The organism is Ekhidna sp. (genome assembly GCF_039960695.1).
Taxonomy (GTDB): Bacteria; Bacteroidota; Bacteroidia; order Cytophagales; family Cyclobacteriaceae; genus Ekhidna.
This window is the reverse complement of record NZ_JBDVKP010000018.1, coordinates 101832-123574: the sequence shown is the minus strand read 5'-3', so window position 1 is coordinate 123574 and position 21743 is coordinate 101832. Positions and strand designations below refer to the sequence as shown.

General features: G+C 39.1%; 17 protein-coding genes. 9 read left to right on the top strand and 8 right to left on the bottom strand.

All coding sequences use genetic code 11. The features are described 5' to 3' along the window. Nucleotides 1-129: 129 nt before the first annotated feature. Nucleotides 130-504, top strand: a complete 375-nt coding sequence (locus ABJG98_RS10545) for an Hsp20/alpha crystallin family protein (protein ID WP_348279479.1) — start codon at nucleotides 130-132, stop codon at nucleotides 502-504. Between the two features lies 1 nt (nucleotide 505). On the opposite strand, the gene ABJG98_RS10540 is transcribed toward ABJG98_RS10545, so the two are convergent. Further along, on the bottom strand, nucleotides 506-3136 hold the full coding sequence (locus tag ABJG98_RS10540; protein ID WP_348279478.1) for an ABC transporter permease: 2631 nt from the start codon (nucleotides 3134-3136) through the stop codon (nucleotides 506-508). Further along, nucleotides 3129-3461 carry a PadR family transcriptional regulator gene (locus tag ABJG98_RS10535; RefSeq protein ID WP_348279477.1) on the bottom strand — a complete coding sequence of 111 codons (333 nt, stop codon included), beginning with the start codon at nucleotides 3459-3461 and terminating at the stop codon, nucleotides 3129-3131. The genes ABJG98_RS10540 and ABJG98_RS10535 overlap by 8 nt, the downstream gene beginning before the upstream one ends. Nucleotides 3462-3590: 129 nt before the next feature. On the opposite strand from ABJG98_RS10535, the gene ABJG98_RS10530 reads away from it, so the two are divergent. Continuing rightward, nucleotides 3591-4187, top strand: a complete 597-nt coding sequence (locus ABJG98_RS10530) for a methyltransferase (protein ID WP_348279476.1) — start codon at nucleotides 3591-3593, stop codon at nucleotides 4185-4187. Here ABJG98_RS10530 and gdhA read toward each other — a convergent pair. Then, nucleotides 4184-5536: an NADP-specific glutamate dehydrogenase gene (gene gdhA, locus ABJG98_RS10525; RefSeq protein WP_348279475.1), complete on the bottom strand. Its 1353-nt coding sequence runs from the start codon at nucleotides 5534-5536 to the stop codon at nucleotides 4184-4186. The genes ABJG98_RS10530 and gdhA overlap by 4 nt on opposite strands. A 182-nt stretch (nucleotides 5537-5718) precedes the next feature. Between gdhA and ABJG98_RS10520 the strand changes: the two genes are divergently transcribed. After that, nucleotides 5719-5892 carry a hypothetical protein gene (locus ABJG98_RS10520; protein WP_348279474.1) on the top strand — a complete coding sequence of 58 codons (174 nt, stop codon included), beginning with the start codon at nucleotides 5719-5721 and terminating at the stop codon, nucleotides 5890-5892. Here the strand turns inward: ABJG98_RS10520 and ABJG98_RS10515 are convergent. Continuing rightward, nucleotides 5889-7808: a hypothetical protein gene (locus tag ABJG98_RS10515; protein ID WP_348279473.1), complete on the bottom strand. Its 1920-nt coding sequence runs from the start codon at nucleotides 7806-7808 to the stop codon at nucleotides 5889-5891. The two genes, ABJG98_RS10520 and ABJG98_RS10515, sit on opposite strands and share 4 nt — an antisense overlap. Before the next feature lie 244 nt (nucleotides 7809-8052). Between ABJG98_RS10515 and ABJG98_RS10510 the strand changes: the two genes are divergently transcribed. The 6 genes from ABJG98_RS10510 (at nucleotide 8053) to rodA (ending at nucleotide 14797) form a co-directional block, all read left to right on the top strand. After that, a complete protein-coding gene (locus ABJG98_RS10510; protein WP_348279472.1) occupies nucleotides 8053-9300 on the top strand; it encodes a TAXI family TRAP transporter solute-binding subunit in 1248 nt (415 codons plus the stop codon). A gap of 88 nt (nucleotides 9301-9388) precedes the next feature. Continuing rightward, on the top strand, nucleotides 9389-10420 hold the full coding sequence (locus tag ABJG98_RS10505) for a rod shape-determining protein (protein WP_348279471.1): 1032 nt from the start codon (nucleotides 9389-9391) through the stop codon (nucleotides 10418-10420). Nucleotides 10421-10427: 7 nt separating this feature from the next. Next, nucleotides 10428-11228, top strand: a complete 801-nt coding sequence (gene mreC, locus ABJG98_RS10500; RefSeq protein WP_348279470.1) for a rod shape-determining protein MreC — start codon at nucleotides 10428-10430, stop codon at nucleotides 11226-11228. After that, complete coding sequence (locus ABJG98_RS10495) at nucleotides 11225-11740, top strand: hypothetical protein (RefSeq protein WP_348279469.1); 516 nt, start codon at nucleotides 11225-11227, stop codon at nucleotides 11738-11740. Before mreC ends, ABJG98_RS10495 begins: the two co-directional genes overlap by 4 nt. Then, a complete protein-coding gene (locus ABJG98_RS10490) occupies nucleotides 11737-13560 on the top strand; it encodes a penicillin-binding transpeptidase domain-containing protein (RefSeq protein WP_348279468.1) in 1824 nt (607 codons plus the stop codon). The genes ABJG98_RS10495 and ABJG98_RS10490 overlap by 4 nt, the downstream gene beginning before the upstream one ends. Beyond that, nucleotides 13529-14797, top strand: a complete 1269-nt coding sequence (rodA, locus tag ABJG98_RS10485; RefSeq protein WP_348279467.1) for a rod shape-determining protein RodA — start codon at nucleotides 13529-13531, stop codon at nucleotides 14795-14797. Before ABJG98_RS10490 ends, rodA begins: the two co-directional genes overlap by 32 nt. A 12-nt stretch (nucleotides 14798-14809) precedes the next feature. Here the strand turns inward: rodA and ABJG98_RS10480 are convergent, their stop codons facing one another. The 4 genes from ABJG98_RS10480 to ABJG98_RS10465 form a co-directional block, all read right to left on the bottom strand. Next, nucleotides 14810-17740: an AsmA-like C-terminal region-containing protein gene (locus ABJG98_RS10480; RefSeq protein ID WP_348279466.1), complete on the bottom strand. Its 2931-nt coding sequence runs from the start codon at nucleotides 17738-17740 to the stop codon at nucleotides 14810-14812. A gap of 79 nt (nucleotides 17741-17819) precedes the next feature. Next, nucleotides 17820-18221 carry a hypothetical protein gene (locus tag ABJG98_RS10475; protein WP_348279465.1) on the bottom strand — a complete coding sequence of 134 codons (402 nt, stop codon included), beginning with the start codon at nucleotides 18219-18221 and terminating at the stop codon, nucleotides 17820-17822. Between the two features lie 3 nt (nucleotides 18222-18224). Then, nucleotides 18225-19625, bottom strand: coding sequence for an aldehyde dehydrogenase family protein (locus ABJG98_RS10470; RefSeq protein ID WP_348279464.1), 1401 nt, complete (start codon nucleotides 19623-19625; stop codon nucleotides 18225-18227). 61 nt (nucleotides 19626-19686) lie between these two features. Next, nucleotides 19687-21738: an OmpA family protein gene (locus ABJG98_RS10465; RefSeq protein ID WP_348279463.1), complete on the bottom strand. Its 2052-nt coding sequence runs from the start codon at nucleotides 21736-21738 to the stop codon at nucleotides 19687-19689. Between the last annotated feature and the right edge of the window lie 5 nt (nucleotides 21739-21743).

Sequence of the window (21743 nt, the reverse complement as noted above, 5' to 3'; positions counted from 1 at the left end):
AATCCAGCCAAAATGGCCATAGGCTATAGAGAATTCAGCCATACTGACACGTTTACTTATTTCGTATGGTTTTGGAATAAGTTTTGCCCAGCCAAAGTTGAATTAGCAGAAGAGTTGAATTAGCAGAAGATGAGAGTAGATAAAGAAGTAAGCAAGCAGTTAGCAGAAACAGCCAGTATTATAAACAATATTAATGGAGGCTCGATTTTCCCAACATTTAAGACGACTACAGAGAAAGACCACTACCGATTGGAGGTAAGTATTCCTTCTGTGGAGCCAGATGACATCAAAGTAGAAATAAATGGTAGCGATTTAATGATCTACCAAAATGTTCATGTCAATTCGCATACGCAGCCAAATGTGCTAGGTACTGTAAAAATCTCCGTCGATGTAGAACTAGAGAACATCTCTGCAGAGTTTGCTAAGGAACTCCTCGTCATAATCATGCCATTTAGCGAGCTATCTGGAGGATTTCAAAAAGAGATAGAAATTTATAGACCATAGCTTATTCATCATGCAAAGTGTCTGCAGGATTTAGCTTTGCCGTTTTGATCGTATGAAATGCAACCGTCGAGATAGCAATTATTATGATTGTAATCGCCGGAATTAAGAACACACCCACTCCAAGTTGGATTCTGTTTTCAAAGCCAGCCAGCCAATTCTTCATTAGCCACCAGCTCAGTGGGGCGGCTATTATGATGGAGATTCCTACAAGTTTGATGAAATCCCACGTTAATAACTTAAGCAACTGTTGTATCGAGGCTCCGAGCACCTTCCTCACACCGACTTCCTTGGATCGTAAACTGGTGACGTATGATGCTAGTCCGAAAAGCCCCAAACATGCTACTAGAATGGCCAGCATTGAAAAAAGCCCGAAAATAGAACCAAACTTCACTTCAGACTCATATTGCTCATTGTAGTAGTCATCTAGGAAAAAGAAATCAAAAATCTTATTTCCAAATGCGGCTTCCCAATCTGCCTGAATTGCATCCAATGATTCTCGCATATTGCTCGTGTTGATATTTACCGAGTAGTATCCTGAGGAGGATGGGAAATATCTGAAAATCAAAGCGTCAAAGGCCTGTTTAGGGGACTCCTGTCTATAATCTTTCACTACACCGACAATATTGAAAGTGTCTCCCCAGAAAAAGATTTTTTGATTGAGTGCTTCTCTAGAATCGCTGAAACCTAAAATTTCTACAGCCTTTTCACTAAATAGAACATTGGATTCTTCTGTACTATACGATCTATCAAACTTTCTGCCGGCAACAATTTCCAGTCCATAAAAATCGATAAACTTGTCGTCGCCCCCCAACACCCTGTATTGATTACTTTCAGCATCCGTTTCAGAAATCAAGCGGATTCCTCCGGCGTTCCAATCTGGAGTTCGTCCGGGAACTGCGGTTGATGCTGTCAAAGTAGCTACAGATGGGTTGGCATCAAGCTTATTTCTAAAAAAATCATCTCTTAAAGATCTAATTGAGTCATTTTGGAAGGTGGGAGTTTTGATGACTAGGTTTTGATCAATATTAACGCCCAAATCTTGCGATTGGAGGAAATTCATCTGTTTGTACACAACGAAGGTGCTAGTGATCAATACCACAGAAGCTAGAAACTGAAATGTGACTAGTCCTTTCCTCAGCAAATTGCCACTCGTGCTATTGGAAAATTTTCCCTTAAGAACCGAAATTGGCTTGAAGCTAGATAATACAAAGGCAGGATAAAAGCCAGATAAGGCTATTCCAGCAATGAAAACAACCGCAATCCCAATCCAGAAAAAAGATGCGTCTGGCCATGTATAGGATGTGTTTCTCCCTACGAATTCGTTAAATGAAGGGAATAGCAGTAAAATCAGGATTGTGGACGTCAGAAAGGCGAGCACGTTAATGGTACATGACTCAAACATGAACTGACCAATTAGTTGACGTCTGAATCCACCCATCACCTTACGAATTCCTACTTCTTTAGCTCTACTTAAAGCTCTTGCGGTTGTAAGGTTGATGTAATTGATCCAGGCTATGAAAAGGACAAATAGTCCAATGATAAGAAGAAACTGAGTAGTCTTTTCGTCACCAGTGGGTTTGATTTCTGCACGGTAGTTAGAGATAAGGTGAATTTTAGTAAGCGGCTGCAGGACAAATTCAATTCCGGCGTTGTACTGGTCGAGCTCTTCACCTACTTTATCTCTGATCCATGATGGAAACTTTTCTGAAAGATCAACAGGATTGGCTTCTGGATGCAGCTTAACATAATTCAAAAACCCATCCCAGTTCCATTCAGTTCTTGCGTCTTCGCTAGTGTAAACAACAAAAGTTTCGAAAGAATAAAGAAGGTCAAATTTCATGTGAGACCTCTCTGGGAAGTCTTTAAAAACTCCCGTTACTTTAAAATCTCTCGAGTCGTTTTGCTTTACAACTTTGCCGACTGGATCTTCATCCCCGAATATTTTGCCGGCCAATGATTCACTTAAAACTACAGTGAATGGCTCATCCAAAGCGGTGCTATCAACACCTCTCATCAATGGGATAGAGAAAAACTCAAAGAAGTTCTTTCCAGCATAATACGGGTGCGCAAGCTCAAAGTATTTCTCATCGTAAGAAATAATGGCTCTACTGCTTGTCAGGTTTACAAAATCTATAACCTCCGGAAAGTCTGTGTTAAGATGATAGCCTGCACCCGCTGCACCTCCAGCCCATTGCGTGGTAAGTTCTCCATCATTATACCTGTTGGTTTGAATTCTATAAATATTTTCTTTCTCCTCGATGAAATGATCGTAGGTCATCTCATGATAAACATGCTGAAGGATCATAAAGCCAGCAGTCATGCCAACCGCAAGACCAAAAATATTTATTGCTGAATAGAATTTGTGTTTACTTAAGTTTCGAATTGTTGCGACAAGGTAATTACGTAGCATAGCTTCAAAGTTTGAGTGTTTTGACCTTCTTCTAAATCTGGGCCTTAAGAATCCGATCACCTGAAAAAGGTGAATCACCTTAGCTCTGAAGGCCCCTTTTTGTTCTTTATTTTCAAAAAATGCTTCTTCCAGATCACCTATGATTCCTTCTATGATGGTAGGCTTACAAAAGCGTTCAAGCAAATTGCTTGTGTTGGAAAGAAGTTTTGGTTTTTTATCCATTTGTAAGTGCTATATCCGGAATTGCTTCCCACATACTTTGACGCATTTCGCGCATTTTCACAATTGCAGCCTGACCCGCCTGGGTAAGCTTAAACAATCGTTTTCTGCGGCCACCTCTTTCGGGAGTTGCACCATCATATCGCGCATTTAGATATCCTTTTTCTTCAAGTCGACTGGTTACAGAATGAACCGTGCTGATAGTTATTGATCTTTTGCATCGCTGTTTTATCTCTTTTTGGATAGCCAGACCATATGCATCATCATATAAAATGCCGACAGAAAGCAAGACTAGTTCTTCTAATTCTCCAAGGTTTGTTCCTTTCACAACCGTGTTCCTTTATTAATTTACGGTAGATATTTTATTTCTTTCGATTTTGTCGGAAACGAAAATTCAGGAAACTTGTTTCAGTTTTGATAACATTTCTTTCGATTTTGTCGGATTTGATATAGCAATATGAATATTCAAGAAATTAATAATTACTTCGGCGATATGGACCTATTCCTGATGGATTTGATCCTGAAAGGGACAATTGTACCAGGTTGCAAAGTATTGGATATTGGCTGCGGTGAAGGTAGAAATGGGATTCACTTTATTCAACGAGGTTATGAGTATCAGGGATGGGACACGGATAGCTCTAAAATTAAACTACTTGAATATCTTTCACTTACGATAGCCAACTCAAAAACTACCTTCAAAACACAAAATTTGCTTGAAGCTTCTTCCGAAGAAAAGTTTGATTTGATCATTTGCAGCAGAGTTCTTCACTTTGCTGAATCTGAAGAAGTCTTCAGCAATATGTGGAATAGATTGTCTTTGCTATTGAATAAAAAGGGGATTCTATATGTCAGCATGGATTCTGTTGTCGACTCAGAAATAGGGAAAGATTTGAAAGATGGAATGGTTGAGTTTCCAGATGGAAAAGTAAGATTTGGATTGACTGAGGAAATCTATCAAAAAATTAAAAAAGGGTTCGAAGAAATCGAACCCTTAAGAACTTTAGTGCATCACAACGAACGAGCACAAAGTTTTTTATGTCTTAGAAAGGCTTAAACTACACCTTGTGCCAGCATTGCGTCAGCAACTTTTACAAAGCCAGCAATATTGGCTCCTTTCACATAGTCCACAAAGTCCTTGCTCACCTGGCCGTGATTAACACAATTTTCATGAATGTCTTTCATGATTCCTCTTAGCTTTTCGTCTACTTCATCTCGCGTCCAGGATAGTCTTAGAGAGTTTTGAGACATCTCCAGACCAGATGTAGCTACACCCCCGGCATTTGAAGCTTTACCAGGCGTAAACATCAATTTATTAGATTTTATGTGCTCCACTGCTTCAGCGGTTGTGGGCATATTAGCACCTTCGAAGACACCGATACAACCATTGGAAACAAGCAGTTTAGCAGATTCAATTGGAAGCTCATTCTGAGTAGCACATGGATAAGCCAGATCACATTTGATATCCCACGGAGTTTTGCCTTCTCGAAATTCAGCACTCTTGTATTTATCGGCAAACTCGCTGATTCGTCCTCTTTTTATATTCTTCAATTCTTTAATGAATTCAAGTTTCTCTTGATCAATTCCATCTTTATCATAGATAGAGCCACCTGAATCTGAAACACTAACTACCTTGGCTCCACTTTGAATCAACTTTTCAATGGCGAATTGCGCAACATTACCAGAACCTGACACCACACAAACCTTTCCTTCAATAGCATCACCTTTGTGTTTCAACACTTCCTGGCTGAAATAAACACAGCCGTATCCTGTAGCCTCAGGTCGGATCAATGATCCACCATATTGCAGACCTTTACCAGTCAAAACACCTGTAAATTCACCCTGTACTCGCTTATACTGTCCAAATAGGTAACCAATTTCTCTTCCACCAACTCCTATATCTCCTGCAGGAACATCGGTAAACTGCCCGATATATTTACTGAGTTCAGTCATAAAGCTTTGGCAAAACTTCATCACCTCATTATCACTTTTTCCCTTGGGATTGAAATCCGATCCTCCTTTACCACCACCCATTGGCAGAGTGGTTAAACTATTCTTAAAAACTTGTTCAAACGCTAGAAACTTAAGAATACTCAAGTTGACAGATGGGTGAAAGCGCAAACCTCCTTTGTAGGGCCCTATGGCTGAATTCATTTGAATTCTATAGCCTCTATTTACCTGCACTTCTCCTTTATCATTTAGCCATGGCACGCGAAACATAAATACGCGTTCAGGCTCACACATTGTTTCTAAAATGTTGGAGTCCTTGTATTTTGGTTTGTCAGCGATAAACGGAATAATGGTTTCCGCTACCTCTTCCACAGCTTGTAAAAATTCAGACTCATGTGGATTTTTTTGCGCAATCTTCTCTAAGAACTGCGCAATTTCATTGGAGTGACTAGACATTGGTTATAGTTGTTTTAACGAATTGAATTTAGGTGTTTTTTATCTATTCAGCTTCTGTAAAATGATGGAATATTACTAAAGTTTAATATTTAGGTTACTTGTGTTCATCGAAATACAATATTAGCTTAAAACCTGACTAACACTTGGATCGTAAATTAGTTTAGATATAAACCACACTTGTTATGAATTATTTGAGATTAGAAACTGAAATCATTTCTTCTGTTCAAAGCTTGAATGGTCATCAGAAAAATGATGTTCTTGATTATATTAAAAACATCAAACCTACAAGTCACAACACTAGACTATATAGGAGAAGAGCCATGAAAGAAATAAGAGAAGCTCTGGCAAGCGCTTAATCTTCAGAGAGGACGATTACCATATCGTTTTCTTCTAGGGTAAACTCGTCAGATTTCTTCGGATTCAATACAACACCGTATTGTTCGTCAGCACTCTTTGCTTTACTGATTACCCGATATCCGATAGCCACTTCATTTTTTCGTGCTGCAGATTCCAGAATAGTATAGAAATTCATAGACATGCCTGTCTGCACATATTCTCTGGCTGGCTTAATGTAAATTTCAGATCCATCAGCATCAAATAGGTCTTCGAATACGCGCATCAAATCCTTATTTTCAGAAACCTGACTCATTAATAAGCTAATAAGTTTGTCACTCACAATGAAGTCATCTGCACTTGTAATATCCGCAAGTTGCCTGTTTCGGATATCCAGCATTTCACTTACAATTTTGTATTTACTTCCTTTCAGTTCGGTGAAGTTTCTTAAGTGTAGCAACGTAATGAGTGTTTGCGCATCTGCTTCCTGAATAGGAAAACTGTTTTGATAGCATAACAATATGATGTAATCATATTGTTCGAGTCCCATTGATTCTAAGGTTTCTCGGCCTGTTGTATCCTTAACCTCAAACTCAATGGTAATATTTTGAACACTGTTCTTAAGCTGATTTATCGTACTTTCGGCATCTGGAAATTTTGACACAATTCGAACTTCTGATCCTGGTGGAACATAATTATCAAGTTCTCTGATAATGTATCTGGCTCGATTATTCCAACCGACAATCAATAGCTTTTCACTGTCCTGTGGCTCAGGTTCGGTGTAGACTATTTTACTTTCATGTGGATCTACTGGAGAGGAATTGGGAAGTAACGTATCATCGTCCTCGGTAATTCCAATTACTTTATCGCCGCTATTGAAGACCGTATCCATCGGAGGATTTATAGCTACATGCCCATCGGCAAACTGAATACCCATAATAGCGGAATCTTCATATGCAAAAAGCACTTCACGAAACGATTTTCCTACTAATGTTGGCGCATCCTCAAAATAGATTTCATCTCCATCAAAATCCATAAGGTCTTGATAAACTACACTTAAGCCGGATTGCCGACTTGTTTGAACCATTATTTTTGAAATAATCTCATCCGATAGAATAAGTTCCACTTCATCCTTTCCAACCATCTTGGCCACATCGAAGTTTTTCTTATCCTCCATCTCCGCAGTAACATGATATGGTCGTTCGTCAGCCAAACCTCTTAGTTTCTCACGTTTCGGGTCAGTTACAATAGCAACAATCGTCTTGATGATCTGGCTATCAGAGTTTTCATTCTCCTTGTCAAGAATAATGATGGACTTAGTATCAAACGGGTTGGCAATCTTTAAATCATGAACATCAATAGGATTTCCAGTGCGACAGATTACATGGGTATTTCCCGTATTTCCTACCTTATCTTTTATTTCGTCCTCCATCAAGACCTTGTCCATATCTGCAAGGATTACAATGACTCCACGCTTTTGGTTTTCATTAGCCTCAACGATCTCAGGAATAATGGTGAATATTTTTGAAGACCAACCTAAAATTAGAACATGGTCTCTTTCTATCACGAACGAACGGCCTTTTCTCAGAACCTCCAACTTTGTGAGAATACCATTAGAAACCAAACCAATCAATGTTGAAATAATAACTAGACCAATGACAGTTGTAAGCAGCATGAAAAGCCTGAAAGGCCAGTTTTCATCATGATTACCTAATACACCTGGATCCAATGCATGAGTAAGATTAACCCAAAAAGATTCGAAAATATTGAAGTTGGCTTCATGGTCTGGATGTAATCCCAAAAGCAAAAGGGCAGCTCCAAACAATATAATTACAAGGACAGTAATTATCCCAAGGCCCTTGATCATTGAGATCGTTCCCTGAGAAACAAAACTGTCAAAGCGGTATTTAATCCTATCCGAAAAGGAAATATTTCTCATTTGTCTAGTCTGTTTTAAGCGGCCTTTTAGTGTCAAAAAATCACAGCAATCAAAATCAAATATATAGTTGCTGCGAGTGACTTATTTTCATTCAAAAAAAATCATCCTCAGCTTCAGGCAGCAAAACTACTCCTAAAATAATGCAAAATAATGACTGAAAGGGATTTAGGTGCAAAATGCGAAGTGTCAATAATCTGACACAAAAAAATTAGCAGTATTTTTAAAGTACGCGTAATATGCTCCTATGAAGAAAATTATCACTATTACACTAGCTATCATTTTACTAGCATCCTGTAATCCAACAACGTTGACCTTTTCATTCATCTACAACGATGAAGGTCCAAATAAAGAGATTGCTACCAAGATGAAAGAACTTCTTGAAAGCGAATTTAATGTAGAGATCATACTTGTGGATGGGATAAATACCAATGCAAATCTTGACAGTTTGCTACTTGACAAGGTAGATATAGCATTAGTAGAAAATTATGTCAACTATCAAGATGGTCTTAGTTCGGCCTTTTCTGTTTACTCTGAAGTGCTTCATATTTTATACAAAAGTGAAGTGGATGGCAGCTCGTTTGCATCGTTAATGTATGGTGGGCCGGTTTACATAGGAAGAGTGAATTCTCCTACCTATAATTTAATGATGGACTTGTGGGAATACTATGGTCTTGATGCATCTCAAATCAACGTAACTTTTAATATGGCTGAAGCGGGAGTAGTTGTAGAACTTACAAATCTTTTCACCAAGCAACACTTTCAAGATTATGAAGGCTTCAATTTATTTTCATTTGATGATGCTAAAAATTTGAGTGAAGCTTCCTCTGTTCAAGGAATCACTTTAAAGTACCCACGTCTTTCTCCATTCATTATCCCAGAAAATTCTTATTGGAGTTTTACTGAACAATCTGTGGTTACACTTTCTGTTGATCTTGTCATGATGGTGAGATCTGGAATGGGCGAGGTAGCTGTAAATGACTTTACAAAAACGATGTTGAGAAATCGACAAATTTTCACATCTATAGATCCTTTACTTTTTGGCGGAATGAAGGAAGATTTTGATCAAGCCAAGCTCAATATCCCGCTTCATGAAGGAGCTCGAATCTTTCTTGAAAGAGAAGAGCCAAGTTTTATTGAAAGATATGCCGAGCTTGGTGGCGTAATCTTATCTATAATCATAGCTCTTTGGAGCGGAATCTTATCTCTGACGAAATGGCAAGCTCAGAAAAAGAAAGATAAGATTGATGAGTTTTATGAAGATCTCATGAACATCAAAAATGGCATTTCCCGATTGGACACAATTGCAGAGGGCATGAAGCGTGTGAAGCGTGTACAAGCTGCTCAAAACAAAGCGTTTGAGATGCTAATTGCTGAGAAGCTGATTGCAAATGATAGTTTCCGGATCTACATGGAGCTTTCAAAAGAGACCATCAATGAGCTACGTGGAAAAATGCGCATTTTGAAAGCGAAACAAGAGCGCACAACTTCTTAAAAATGAAACTTTTATCACTAATTGTTGATGCTTTAGTTTTTATGCAAAAACGAACCTAAATTCGTGCTCAAATTCTGAGTGAGCATTCATGGGTCTTTTTGATTTTTTCCAGAGCGACATAGCTATCGATTTAGGTACCGCTAATACACTTATTATCAGCAAAGATAAAGTGGTTGTGGACGAACCATCAATTATTGCTATTGACAAAAACACGAATAAAGTGCTGGCTATCGGCAGAGAGGCGATGCAGATGCACGAGAAAACACACGAAAATATTAAAACCATTCGTCCGCTGAAGGATGGTGTGATTGCGGACTTTCATGCTGCGGAGCACATGATTCGCGGGATGATCAAAATGATGGATAAAGGGAAAAAAAGTTTTTTACCCGCATCTCACAGAATGATAATTTGTATTCCTTCCGGTATCACTGAAGTAGAAAAAAGAGCTGTTCGTGACTCTGCAGAGCATGCTGGAGCAAAAGAAGTTTACATGATTCATGAACCAATTGCAGCAGCAATAGGAATAGGAATAGATATAGATCAACCTATTGGCAGCATGGTAGTAGATATTGGAGGAGGGACTACAGAGATTGCAGTGATCGCTTTAAGTGGAATTGTATGTGATCAATCCATAAGAGTAGCTGGGGACTCTTTCAATAAAGATATTCTTGATTACATGCGTAGGCAACATAATCTTCTTATTGGTGAGCGAACGGCAGAAAAAGTAAAAATCGAAGTTGGTTCGGCGTTGACCGAACTGGATGAAGACGCACCAGATGATTATGAAATCAGAGGAAGAGATCTGATGACTGGAATTCCTAAAGTAATTAAGATTTCGTATTCTGAAATCGCATTCGCGATTGATAAATCAGTTTCTAAAATTGAAGAAGCTGTGTTAAAAGCACTTGAGATTTCACCTCCTGAACTTTCTGCAGATATCTATGACAATGGAATTTACCTGACTGGAGGAGGAGCAATGCTTCGTGGACTAGATAAACGTTTAGCAATGAAGACGAAACTTCCTATTCATATTGCCGAGGATCCTTTGAGAGCAGTGGTAAGAGGTACAGGTGCTGCCTTAAAGAATTTGAATCAATATAAAGCGGTATTGATGACCTAAAAAGTGAATGCAAAGGCTTTTAGATTTCCTTTATCAGCAGCGAGAAATAGCCGTTTTTATTGGCTTGGAAATCCTGAGTGCGTGGCTTCTGATCAACTTCAACAACCGGTATAACGCCTCGTTTCTAAACTCAAGCAATGAGGCTGCAGCCTCACTTACCCAAACATCCAATAACATTGGTGAATACTTTCAACTGACGGAAGTAAATGAACAATTGATGCTAGAAAATGAACGACTACAGCAAGAGCTGAGAATGCTGCGTTCTGAAAGATCTTCCTATTTAGATACAATTAATCAATACCAGGTGGTAGGAGCTCGAGTGATCAACAATACATTCGATAGAAGTGCCAACTTTATTACTATATCCGCTGGAAGAATGGATAGTGTTGAAGTTGGGATGGGTGTAATATCTTCTTTTGGAGTGGTTGGTCAAGTGAAATCCGTTACTAATAGTTTCGCCACAATTTATTCACTCCTTCACCCAAAACTTTTGGTTTCTTCCAAAGTATTGAGGACCGACACAAAATGTACCATTCAATGGGATCAGGAAGCCTATGACAGAGCGAGCTTGAAATACATTCCACGTCACATTAGACTTAAAAAAGGAGATTCAATTGTGACGTCCGGCTTCAATTCGGTATTCCCTGAAAATATACTTGTTGGCACAGTGGATGAACTGAATCTTGAGGAACATATGACCTTCTATGAAGCGAAGGTGAAGTTAGCCACAGACTTTACAAGCTTGTACCATGTTTTTGTTATAAAAGATTTACTCAAACCAGAGAAAGACTCGATAGCAATACAATGACCAGAATTAGCATAAAAGAACAGATTCTAAACCTGATCCTGCTTTTGCTGGTGCAGCTTCCGCTTGTTCATCGTATTACCCTTTTTGACCGTGCTTTTGGCTTTTTCTATGTTGGCTTTTTGATACTGCTGCCACGAACACTAAGTAGATCATATTTGATGGTGATTGGCTTTTTCACGGGTTTACTAGTTGATGTATTTACAAATACACCTGGTATACATGCCTCAGCCTCCGTTTTTTTACTCTTTATAAGAGGCTTCTGGTTGAATGTTGTGAATGATGATACACAAGAAATCACAAATCTGAATGTGGCAAGTTTAAAAAAGTCAGGGTTTTTATATTTTGTTTTTCCCTTAGTCTTCGTTCACCATCTTTCAATTTTTGTAATTGAAAATGGAGGTTTCCATTTATTTTCAATAGTACTCAGCAAGGTATTCTTCAGTTCCATTTTCAGTACCATCATCATATTTGCTATTAATTTCATTATAACTCCAAATAGAAGACGAGTATGAGAGGGAGGAGTTTACTGATTCGTGGGCTCATTCTTTTGACAGTAATAGTATTTGCTGTTCGACTTTTCTATATCCAGATTATTGATGAAGATTACAAAGTAGCAGCGGAGAATAATGTAGTCCAAAAAATTGTACAATACCCATTTAGAGGTCTTGTATATGATAGCAAGGATAGCTTGGTTATATATAACTCTCCTGTTTATGATTTAATGATCGTTCCGAAGGAGGCTGAAATTGCAGATACAACCGCTTTTTGCAAATTGCTTGGGATCGAGCAAATGGAGCTTGAGGATAGATTGAGAAAGGCAAAAGGATACTCATCTATTCTGGCTTCTAAATTCCTCGAGCAAATATCTGATGATCTTTTTGCCAAGCTGCAGGATCAACTAATTAACTATCCGGGATTTTATGTGCTACCAAGAACAATAAGATCTTATAATACGCAATCGCTTGCGAATGTAGTTGGCTATGTGGGTGAAGTAAGTAGTAGCTTTCTCAATAGAGATACAACCAACTATTATCGCTCTGGCGATTATATAGGTATCGGTGGGATAGAAAAATCCTACGAAGACCACCTCCGAGGAAGACGCGGTGCTTCCTACAAAGTGGTGAATGTCCAAGGAATAATAAAGGATGACTATCGCGATGGTGAGTATGATACCTTACCACAATCGGGAGAAAATATTCACTTGACTATCGATTTGGAGTTGCAACAGTATGCTGAAAAATTGATGGCTGGAAAAGTAGGTAGCGTAGTAGCGATTGAACCTAAAACAGGGAGAATATTAGCCCTTGTTTCAGCACCGTCCTATGATCCACAATTATTAAGTGGTAAAAACCTTAGCAAGAATTTTCCTGAGCTAAACAAAGATGAAAATAAGCCATTTTTAAACCGACCATTGCAAGCTCGATACCCACCAGGCTCAATGTTTAAGACGATTCAAGGGGTAATTGCTATGCACGAAGAAGTGGTCAGAGCGGATGAGATTATTATTACTGATGGAAGCAATATTGGTGACTTAGCCCCACCAGGTCCTTATAATATGGTTAAAGCGATCACTAAGTCATCGAATAATTACTTCTATTTGATTATGCGACGAATGGTTCAGCAGGGTTTAGATGAGAGTCCATATATTGATTCACGGATAGGTCTCGAGAAATGGAGAGAATACGTGATGAACTTTGGTTTGGGAAGAAGGTTGGGAGTAGATCTACCCAATGAAATTACAGGGAATGTTCCTAGTCTGGAATGGTACGATAGAGTGTATGGAGCCAAGCGATGGAAATATTCAAATATTGCTTCGCTAAGCATTGGCCAGGGAGAGCTTTTAGTTACACCACTGCAAATGGCCAACCTTGGAGCCATCCTTGCTAATCGTGGATACTTCATTACACCACACGTTGTGGATAAGATTGAAGGTTGGCCGAATCCTAATATTAAAAAAGAAATATTGCCGTTTGATCAGAAATTATTTGGACCTGTATTAAAAGGGATGGAGCAAGTTGTTAATGGAGGATCCGGAATTCGTGGCTATCTTGATTCATTAAAGCTAGCTGGGAAAACGAGTACTGTACAAAATCCACACGGCGAGGATCATTCAGGGTTTATGGGATTTGCTCCCTTAGATGACCCTCAGATTTCAATTGCAGCCTATGTGGAAAATGCAGGACAAGGTGGAAGGGCAGCGGTATCTGTGGCAAGTTTGCTAGCAGAGAAATACGTACTTGGAAAGGTTTCTCGCTGGTGGCTTGAAGATTATGTTTTAGAAGAAAGATATTTACCTAAAAATGCGCCAAGACCAACTATCGCAGAAAATTGACTGGCTATCAGTCTTGCTTTATGGGGCGCTTGTGATCGCAGGCTGGCTAAATATCTATGCTGCAGAATATGATCCCGAAATCAATCAAAGTCTTTTTGATTTTAGCACAAGCGCAGGAAAGCAACTTATCTGGATTGGAACTTCAGTGTTAATTGCGTTCACCATTTTCTTCTTTGATTACAAGTTTTTCGACTCGTTTGCCTATATCATTTATGGTATTGTAATGGCCATGCTACTGTTTATTCTAATTGGTGGAAAAGAAGTAGCCGGCTCAAAATCCTGGCTTGGTGTTGGTGGATTTGGATTGCAGCCTTCTGAGTTTGCTAAGTTTGCGACGGCATTTGCTCTGGCTAAATATCTAGACCATGCGACAAGAAGATTGTCTGACCTAAACACATTGGGGGTAGCTTTTGCTATAATACTGCTACCGATGGGACTGACTGTTTTGCAAGGCGATACAGGTACAGCATTGGTCTTTGCTGCCTTGGTGGTGCCCATGTTTCGAGAAGGAATGCCTCCATTACTTCTGGTGGTCGCACTGTCCGTGTTTGTTGCCTTTATTCTTACACTGTTGGTAAGTCAAACGGTACTATTAGCAGGTATTGCAGTGGTTACACTTCTGGCGCTTGGTTTAAATGCTCGAACCCCTAAAAGGTTAGTGTATATAATAGCTGGAGCGATAGTAGTAACCTCAATTGTTCGAAGCGTGGATTTTATCTTGACTGATGTACTCAAGCCTCATCAGCAGAAACGTGTGCTGTCAATGGTCAATCCTAACATTGATCCTTTAGGTGCAGGATGGAATGTAACTCAGTCAAAGATTGCGATAGGCTCCGGAGGGTTTGGAGGAAAAGGATTTCTTGAGGGTACCCAGACTAAATTTGATTTTGTACCCGAGCAAACTACTGATTTCATTTTTTGTACGATAGGCGAGGAACATGGCTGGATAGGAAGTCTGCTTATTTTAGGCTTATTCACAACACTTTTACTCAGGCTTATATACTTGGCAGAGAGGCAGAAGTCAACATTTTCTCGAATTTTTGGCTATAGTGTTGTCGGCATTATTTTCTTTCACTTTACTGTGAATATTGCGATGACTATTGGGCTATTTCCAGTGATAGGGATACCATTACCATTCTTTAGTTATGGTGGCTCGTCTCTTTGGGCATTTACAATACTGCTCTACAGCTTCTTGAAGCTAGACGCTCATCGCATGCAGGTATTGCAAAGATGGTAAACGACTACTAGTCTATATTTTTTCCGCTCTTGCTTGAGCCTCCGACACTATTTTATCTGCCTTTTTATTGGCTTCCGATTCTAACTCAGCAGCTTTTCTATCGGCTTCTGCTCTCAATTTCTTAGCGGCTTCCTGAGCTACTCTCTTTTTAATTGGATTAGATCCGGCATCTTCAACTAATTTATCGGCAGCTGCATATCCTTCTTTTTTAACTTTTTCAGCGCTTGCTTTGCCCTGAGCTCTTATTTCATCTGCTTGAGCTTGAGCTTGAGAAATGATTTTTTGTCGTTGTTCAGCTTTCCTTTTTTCTAATTCTGCTTTTGTTTTTGCCTCCGCTTCTGCTTTTTGCTTCGCGATCTCGGCCGCCGCCTTTTCTTTCTGCTCGTCTACTTTTTCTGTTAGCTGTTTTTTGAAATCCACAGCTGTGCCACCTGAACTCCCACTAGATGCATTACTTGTACCTAATAATTTTACTTTGGGATCGTCATAGGTACCACCAATTCCAAGATTCAAATTGATCTTTTCTGCTACCAATTTTTTTCCACCAGTAAAAGAACTTAGTGCGCTGTTTAATGCACTCCCAATCTGTCCCGTTGAAATGTCCTTTAATTGCATAGAATAATCAAGGCTTCCATCTAATCCATTGTTTCCTCCTACTACAGCTTTTTGTCCGTTCACTTCAAGCTCAAATGGCTCTACGAACATTCGACCGTTTTTTATGGAAGTAATTACCAGGACATCTTTCAGTGTAATATTTTTGTTGGACTGTGCCTGCGCTCCGGGTTTCAATGATGCAACTGATGACAGCTTTTGCAAGAAGTCACCTTTTTCCAATGCAGCTTCGGCAATGTTTACCAAACCAGTTAAATCAATTGCATCCATGATTGGCATCATGTCTTCACCAAGTAGTCCATTTACTTTAAAATCACTGGAAAACTTACCAGTTACTTGCTTGGCAATAGGGGCATAACTTTGTATGGTCTCAAACGCGCTAAAAGCACTCCCTATCGAAAGGTCTTTAATTTTGAATCCTAGATCGTACGTAGGTTTTTCAAGATCTTTAGTGACATAAGACCCGGTCAGTTCAAACGTTCCGTCGAGCATTTTAAAGCTATTCTTGTCTAGAATAATGGCACCGTCTTTAATGAGAATTTTACCTTTAAAATCATTTATTGAGAGATTGGAATAAGCAATCTTACTGATTGATGAGGCGAGAGTGAAATCAATATTTTCTGGAATTTTGACAACTCCCATCGGGGCTTCTTCAGTATTCTGCTCCGAATTATCACTTTCACCTTGATTGCTAATTGGTTCAGCTACTTCTTCTTCCATACTCTCTTCAGGCATGAGCTCATTGATGTCTATTAAAGAAGAATTGAAATTAAGTTGACCAGTCAATAGTTCATTTTCTGAGAGTGCATAGGCCAAATAGTTAGAAACCTTACCATCCATGCTAAAGTCAGAGTTGCCCGATTGGGCTGTAAATTCTGTTAGGTTAATTACTGAAGGATTGAATGATAAATTAGCTTTGCTAATACGGAATCCTTGAGGAAGATCATCGCTTTTGAATAGGAAATTATTGATTGTTAAGCTTCCTGTAGTTGGTAGTTTATCAAACCTTTCAGCTTCTACATCAGACATTTGACCAGCAGTATTCAGTTTTGCGTTGATTCTCCCCAAGAGAGTTATCCCATCTAACGGTACAATTTTAGTGATTTTCTCCAAGTCTGCGTTTCCTTCAAACCCTAAATCCCATTGGTAATTTTCGAGATTCTTAAACTTGAGATATGCCTCTACAGACTCGCCATCCACAAGCATTGAAAATTTGTCCACATTAAAGCTGGTTTCCCTTAAATCTGCTGATGGATAGTCAAAGCTGGTGATAATATTGATGTTTTCCATCGGAATGTTGAAATCCGCATATGAAATCCGGCCATTGTCAACGACTAAGTTAGCAGCGACTTTAGGCATGGAAGTTTCATTGAACGTACCTCTCACATAGCCATCAAAACCGATTTGGCCCCCAGCCTCTACACCATCAAGGTAATCTTGGTAGACACCGGGAATTAATGATAGTATACTCCTTAGACTGATATCCTTTCCACCAAAAGTGATATCCATGTCAATGTCGTCGCCTGGCATGCTTACATATCCATCGGCCTGCATTGCAAAATTATTTACAGCTATTCGATTCTCCTTAAATGTGAACTTCATTTCAGCAAGATTCATGTTTAAGATAATATCCAGGGCAAGACTTTTGTTGGAAACATATTCTATTCCTTCAAATCCCATAGATGCTGCATCTATCGTTGTTTTAGTTTTTAGATCAAATACATCTAATGTAAAGTCGCCAGAACCCTCATGATTTAGACCTACAATTGAGGTGAAAAAATTCATGGATTGGTCTTTATAAAGCACCTTTCCATCCTTAATGCTCCACTTTTTAATTCCGACGCTAACAGATTCTCCATTTGACGTTGAAGTTTCTTCTTCCTCCACAACAGTTTCTTCTTTCTTGTTTTGAGTTTCTGGCTCTGAGCTTTCCTTAGCAATATCATAGTTTGCTTTTCCATCAGGTAACACTAGAACGAGTATCTCTGGCTTATCCAAAAGTATTTCTTCCACGATGATTTGATCGCCATTGATGACAGACATGATGTCAACCGTAACTAGGAAAGTGCCTATAGATGCAAGTGTGTCGTTTTCGAATTCATTTACACCAATTACTCCAAAGTCACTTATGCTTACAGTGATATCAGGAAAATTCTTGATGAGTGAAAGACTAAATGCGTCAATATCATAATAGACTTTTGCATTCAGGTTGTCAGACATTGTATCATCCAAAGCTTTTCGAATATCGTCTTTGAATATTATCGGTAATACAATTATTGCTGTGATTAGCAACGAAAATACAACTCCCAGGATGATTAGAAACTTCTTCATAACAGAATTATTTTACTACCAAATTACAGAGAAAGAAATGCAACTTTATAAAACGTAATGCATTTTAATGAAATGATAATTACCTACTTAAGGTAACGAAAATGTCTTCCATTAATTGAAGTCTTATTCGTTCAGATGACTTGGCAGCTACCAGATATGTCATTCCCGTAGATTCCGGACCATTCATTAAAAAAAGTGTGTCACCAGAAACATGCCATGATTGAGTATGGGATAATGTGTCAATGGCGAAGATACATCCTGGATATCCATTTACAGTCTTAGTTAAACTATCTTCTGTAAAAGCAAAAAGGCCGGTCATGTAAAACTCCATATCTTGTACTTCAGGGTATGATTCGGGAGGAGTTTCCCATTCTGCATTCCAGTTGCCATGCCATTCAGATGGACGATTAGCCTTGTTTTCATCTACAGGAGAGACACATGCTACAAAGACTAATAAGGGGATAAAATATAATTTTTTCACTCCTCAAAAATACTTAACCATGAAATCAATCATAAATTTTTTGAAGCTTGAATATGGTGGATAAACTGTCTTTGCCATTGTCAATCCTCTGCGCTGTTTTACAATCGCTTTTTCATTGGAAAAGGCTATGAAACCGGTATGTCCATGAGCCTTACCAATTCCACTGTTATTAACTCCACCGATTGGCAGGTTTGGATGAGCAAATTGTAAGACAACATCGTTGATAGTCATCATCCCGGCGCTGGTTTCTTTTTTCACTTTTTCAATCACAGAATTCTTTTTCGAAAAAACATATAGAGCTAAAGGCTTTGGCTTTTCATTGATAAAGTCAATTACTTCCTTAATGTCATGATAGGCTAAGAGCGGAAGTATTGGTCCAAAAATTTCTTCTTCCATAACTCGGCTATTTTTTGCTACATTGGAAAGCAGTGTTGGTGTGAATCGGAGATTGTCTCTATCTGATTTGCCTCCGAATTCAATATCGGCACCTTTATCGATAGCGTCTGCCATAAGGTCGTTAATTCGGTTGTGATGGTGTCGGCTAATAATGCCGCCATATGTTTCTTTGGATCCGTAGATTTTTTCAGATTGAACCACCAACTCTTCAATGAGTTTTTCTTTGACATCTTCATGAACAAATAAATAATCTGGAGCGATACATACCTGGCCTGCGTTCAACCATTTCCCCCAGGCGATTTTTTTAGCGGCATCTTTGATATTTGCACTTTCGTCAACAATCGTTGGTGATTTACCGCCAAGCTCTAGTGTGATTGAAGATAAATGCTTTGCGGCGGCTTCCATCACGATTTTTCCCACTTGCGGACTGCCGGTAAAAAAGATGTGGTCAAAGGGAAGGGCAAGCAATTCCTGTGACTCATTCACTGCTCCCAAAACAACCGAAACCTCTTCTGGTCTGAAGATTTCCAGACACATTTTCTGAATCAATTCTGAAGTGTTTTCAGAAAATTCTGATGGTTTGATAATAGCGGTATTTCCCGCTGCGATAGCTGAAACTAAAGGCCCAACTGCGAGCTGAAAAGGATAATTCCAAGGAGCAATAATAAGACAAGCGCCTTTAGGTTCATAAAAAATTTCTGCGCTCGTACCGAGATAGGTTGTGCTGGTTGCAACCGGCTTTGACATCATCCAGCTTTTTAGATTTTTTCGTGTCTTTCTTATTTCGGAAAGGACTACAAAGACTTCTGTAATGTCGGTTTCCTGATTGGGCTTTTGAAGGTCTTTATAAACAGCTTCATGAATCTCTTTGCGGTGATTCATGATCCAATCCTCGAGTTTGTTTAGCAGCTCTTTACGCTGCTTCAATGTGGAGGTTCTAAGTGAGATCGAGTGCACTTTTACGCGCTCAAAAAGATCTCTAATATTTGATTGAGTAGCTGTATTCATCGGATAAAAATAAAAAAAGTCAGCCCGAAAGCTGACTTCTTAGTGTTTCATTTTGGTTATATCATTCAATAACGAATTCAACTCTACGATTTTTCTGTCTATTTTCAGGCGTATCATTCGATACTTTTGGTTGAGTCTCTCCATAGGCTTTGAAAGAAAGTCGATCTCTGCTAACTCCATTCTTAATGAAATAGTCCATTACTGCTTTTGCTCTCTTACCAGAAAGTGTCATGTTATAATTTGGGTCTCCAACACTATCAGTATGTCCTGCAATTGAAATTTTCTCGATAGTTCCATCCTTTAAATAATCAAGCACCCTATTGAGTTCAGGATAAGAAGCTGTTTTGATATTGGATTTGTTGAAGTCGAAGAAAATATTCTTCAATTCGATTGTTTCGCCTTTTTGGATTGGAAAAATCCGAATAAACTTCTCGACGGTATCTGATTTTTTAAGTTTAATAAAGTCGAGGCGTTCCGTCTCTGAAATGTAACCATTAGCTTCTCCCACCAGCCCGTATTGCCACCCTCCTTGAACAGTAAAATTAAATGTTCCTGTTTCGTCAGTAGCGGCATGTCCAATGTCAAGACCATCAGGGAGACGTTCGATTAACACTGTTGCTCCGTTGACAGGTTCTTCTGTTTTAGCATCTAGAACGGTGCCAGATACAGTCGCAATAATGTCTTTAGGAACTAAGTGTTCTACAGAAGATACAAGAGGCGACTGCACTTGGTCAGAGAACAAATCTTCAACTTTAAATGTGAATATATCTGTGTCTTCGCCTTTTTCACCACGAGTGAAATACAGATTCTGTCCAGTCGCAGGAATACTAAAGTACTCGTCGTTTCCTTCCTTATTTATTCCAGGGCCTAAATTTTCTGGCTCTGACCACCGTTTCCAGGTATTATCTAATTTGAAAGAAACATAAATGTCAGATCCACCATATCCTGTATAGCCATCAGAAGAGAAATATAGCGTACGACCATCCTCCGCCATGAATGGAGACTCATCCTCACCGATTGAGTTAATGTCATTCCCCAGGTTTAAGGGTTCAGTCCAGGTTCCATCATTTTTCTTGAAAGAAACGTAAAGATCTCTTGAGCCATAAGTGTCGTCTCTTTCAGCCGACATAATCATGGCCTTTCCTCCAGGAGCTAAAAAGAAATCTGCATTTGGAGAGTAGTTATATTCATTCTCAATTTCGATTGAAGTGGGGTCTGCGAATGTGTCACCTTCTTTCGTTGACATGGAAACTCCTGTATACATTCTTCCTTTTTTACCATATCTATTGCCTAATATCAATACTTCCTTGCCATCGACAATACTCATGGAACTAATGAAGTTTGGACCTTTAGTATTTAATGGGGGGCCAAGATTTTTAGCTGGGAGCCATTCTCCAGTTTCTTCATCTAACTCAGAAACCCAAATATCTTCTGCATCATTCACACCACCCACATTGTCTGGATGAAACTGACGTGAAAAGTATAATTTCTTGCCATCTGGTGAAATGATGGGACTATGCTCTACATAGTCACTATTTACGTTTGTACTTAGCTTTTCTGCTTCTACGGAGCTATTCACACCTGTGGCAAGATTTAATAAAACATTGATGGGAATATTAGAGGCTGAAATTCCAATGGCATCAATTGCATTGTAACCGTCGGAAACACTGCAATTCAAAACTACCCTTATTGCTTGCACTGCGTACGGTGTTGTTTCAAAGAATAAATTCAATAGCCTTGACTCAATGGGCAGGTCACGAGCTGTCAACTCAAACAATAAGTATTCATTGTAGTCAGCATCATATCCATAGACAGCTTTTACTGCTCCGGGATTTTCGGATTCAGCAATTGCTACCTGTTTTGCTTTTATAGGTGTATTGAAAGAGACCATGATAAATTCTTCCTTGTCAGTACTTTTTGGTCTCCAGGAATTGGGATTTTCACCACCATTTGGTAGCACGTTTGGCCTATGAAGCGTTTGTATTGCCGAAAACTCATATGGAGAGAATTCAGAAGAAACATCTATCACCTGAGTTCCCCAGGCTACAGTTTCCTGCGCTTGGGTAGCAAATATTGCCAGCAAGCTAAATACGATAAGGTAGATATTTTTCATGGGTA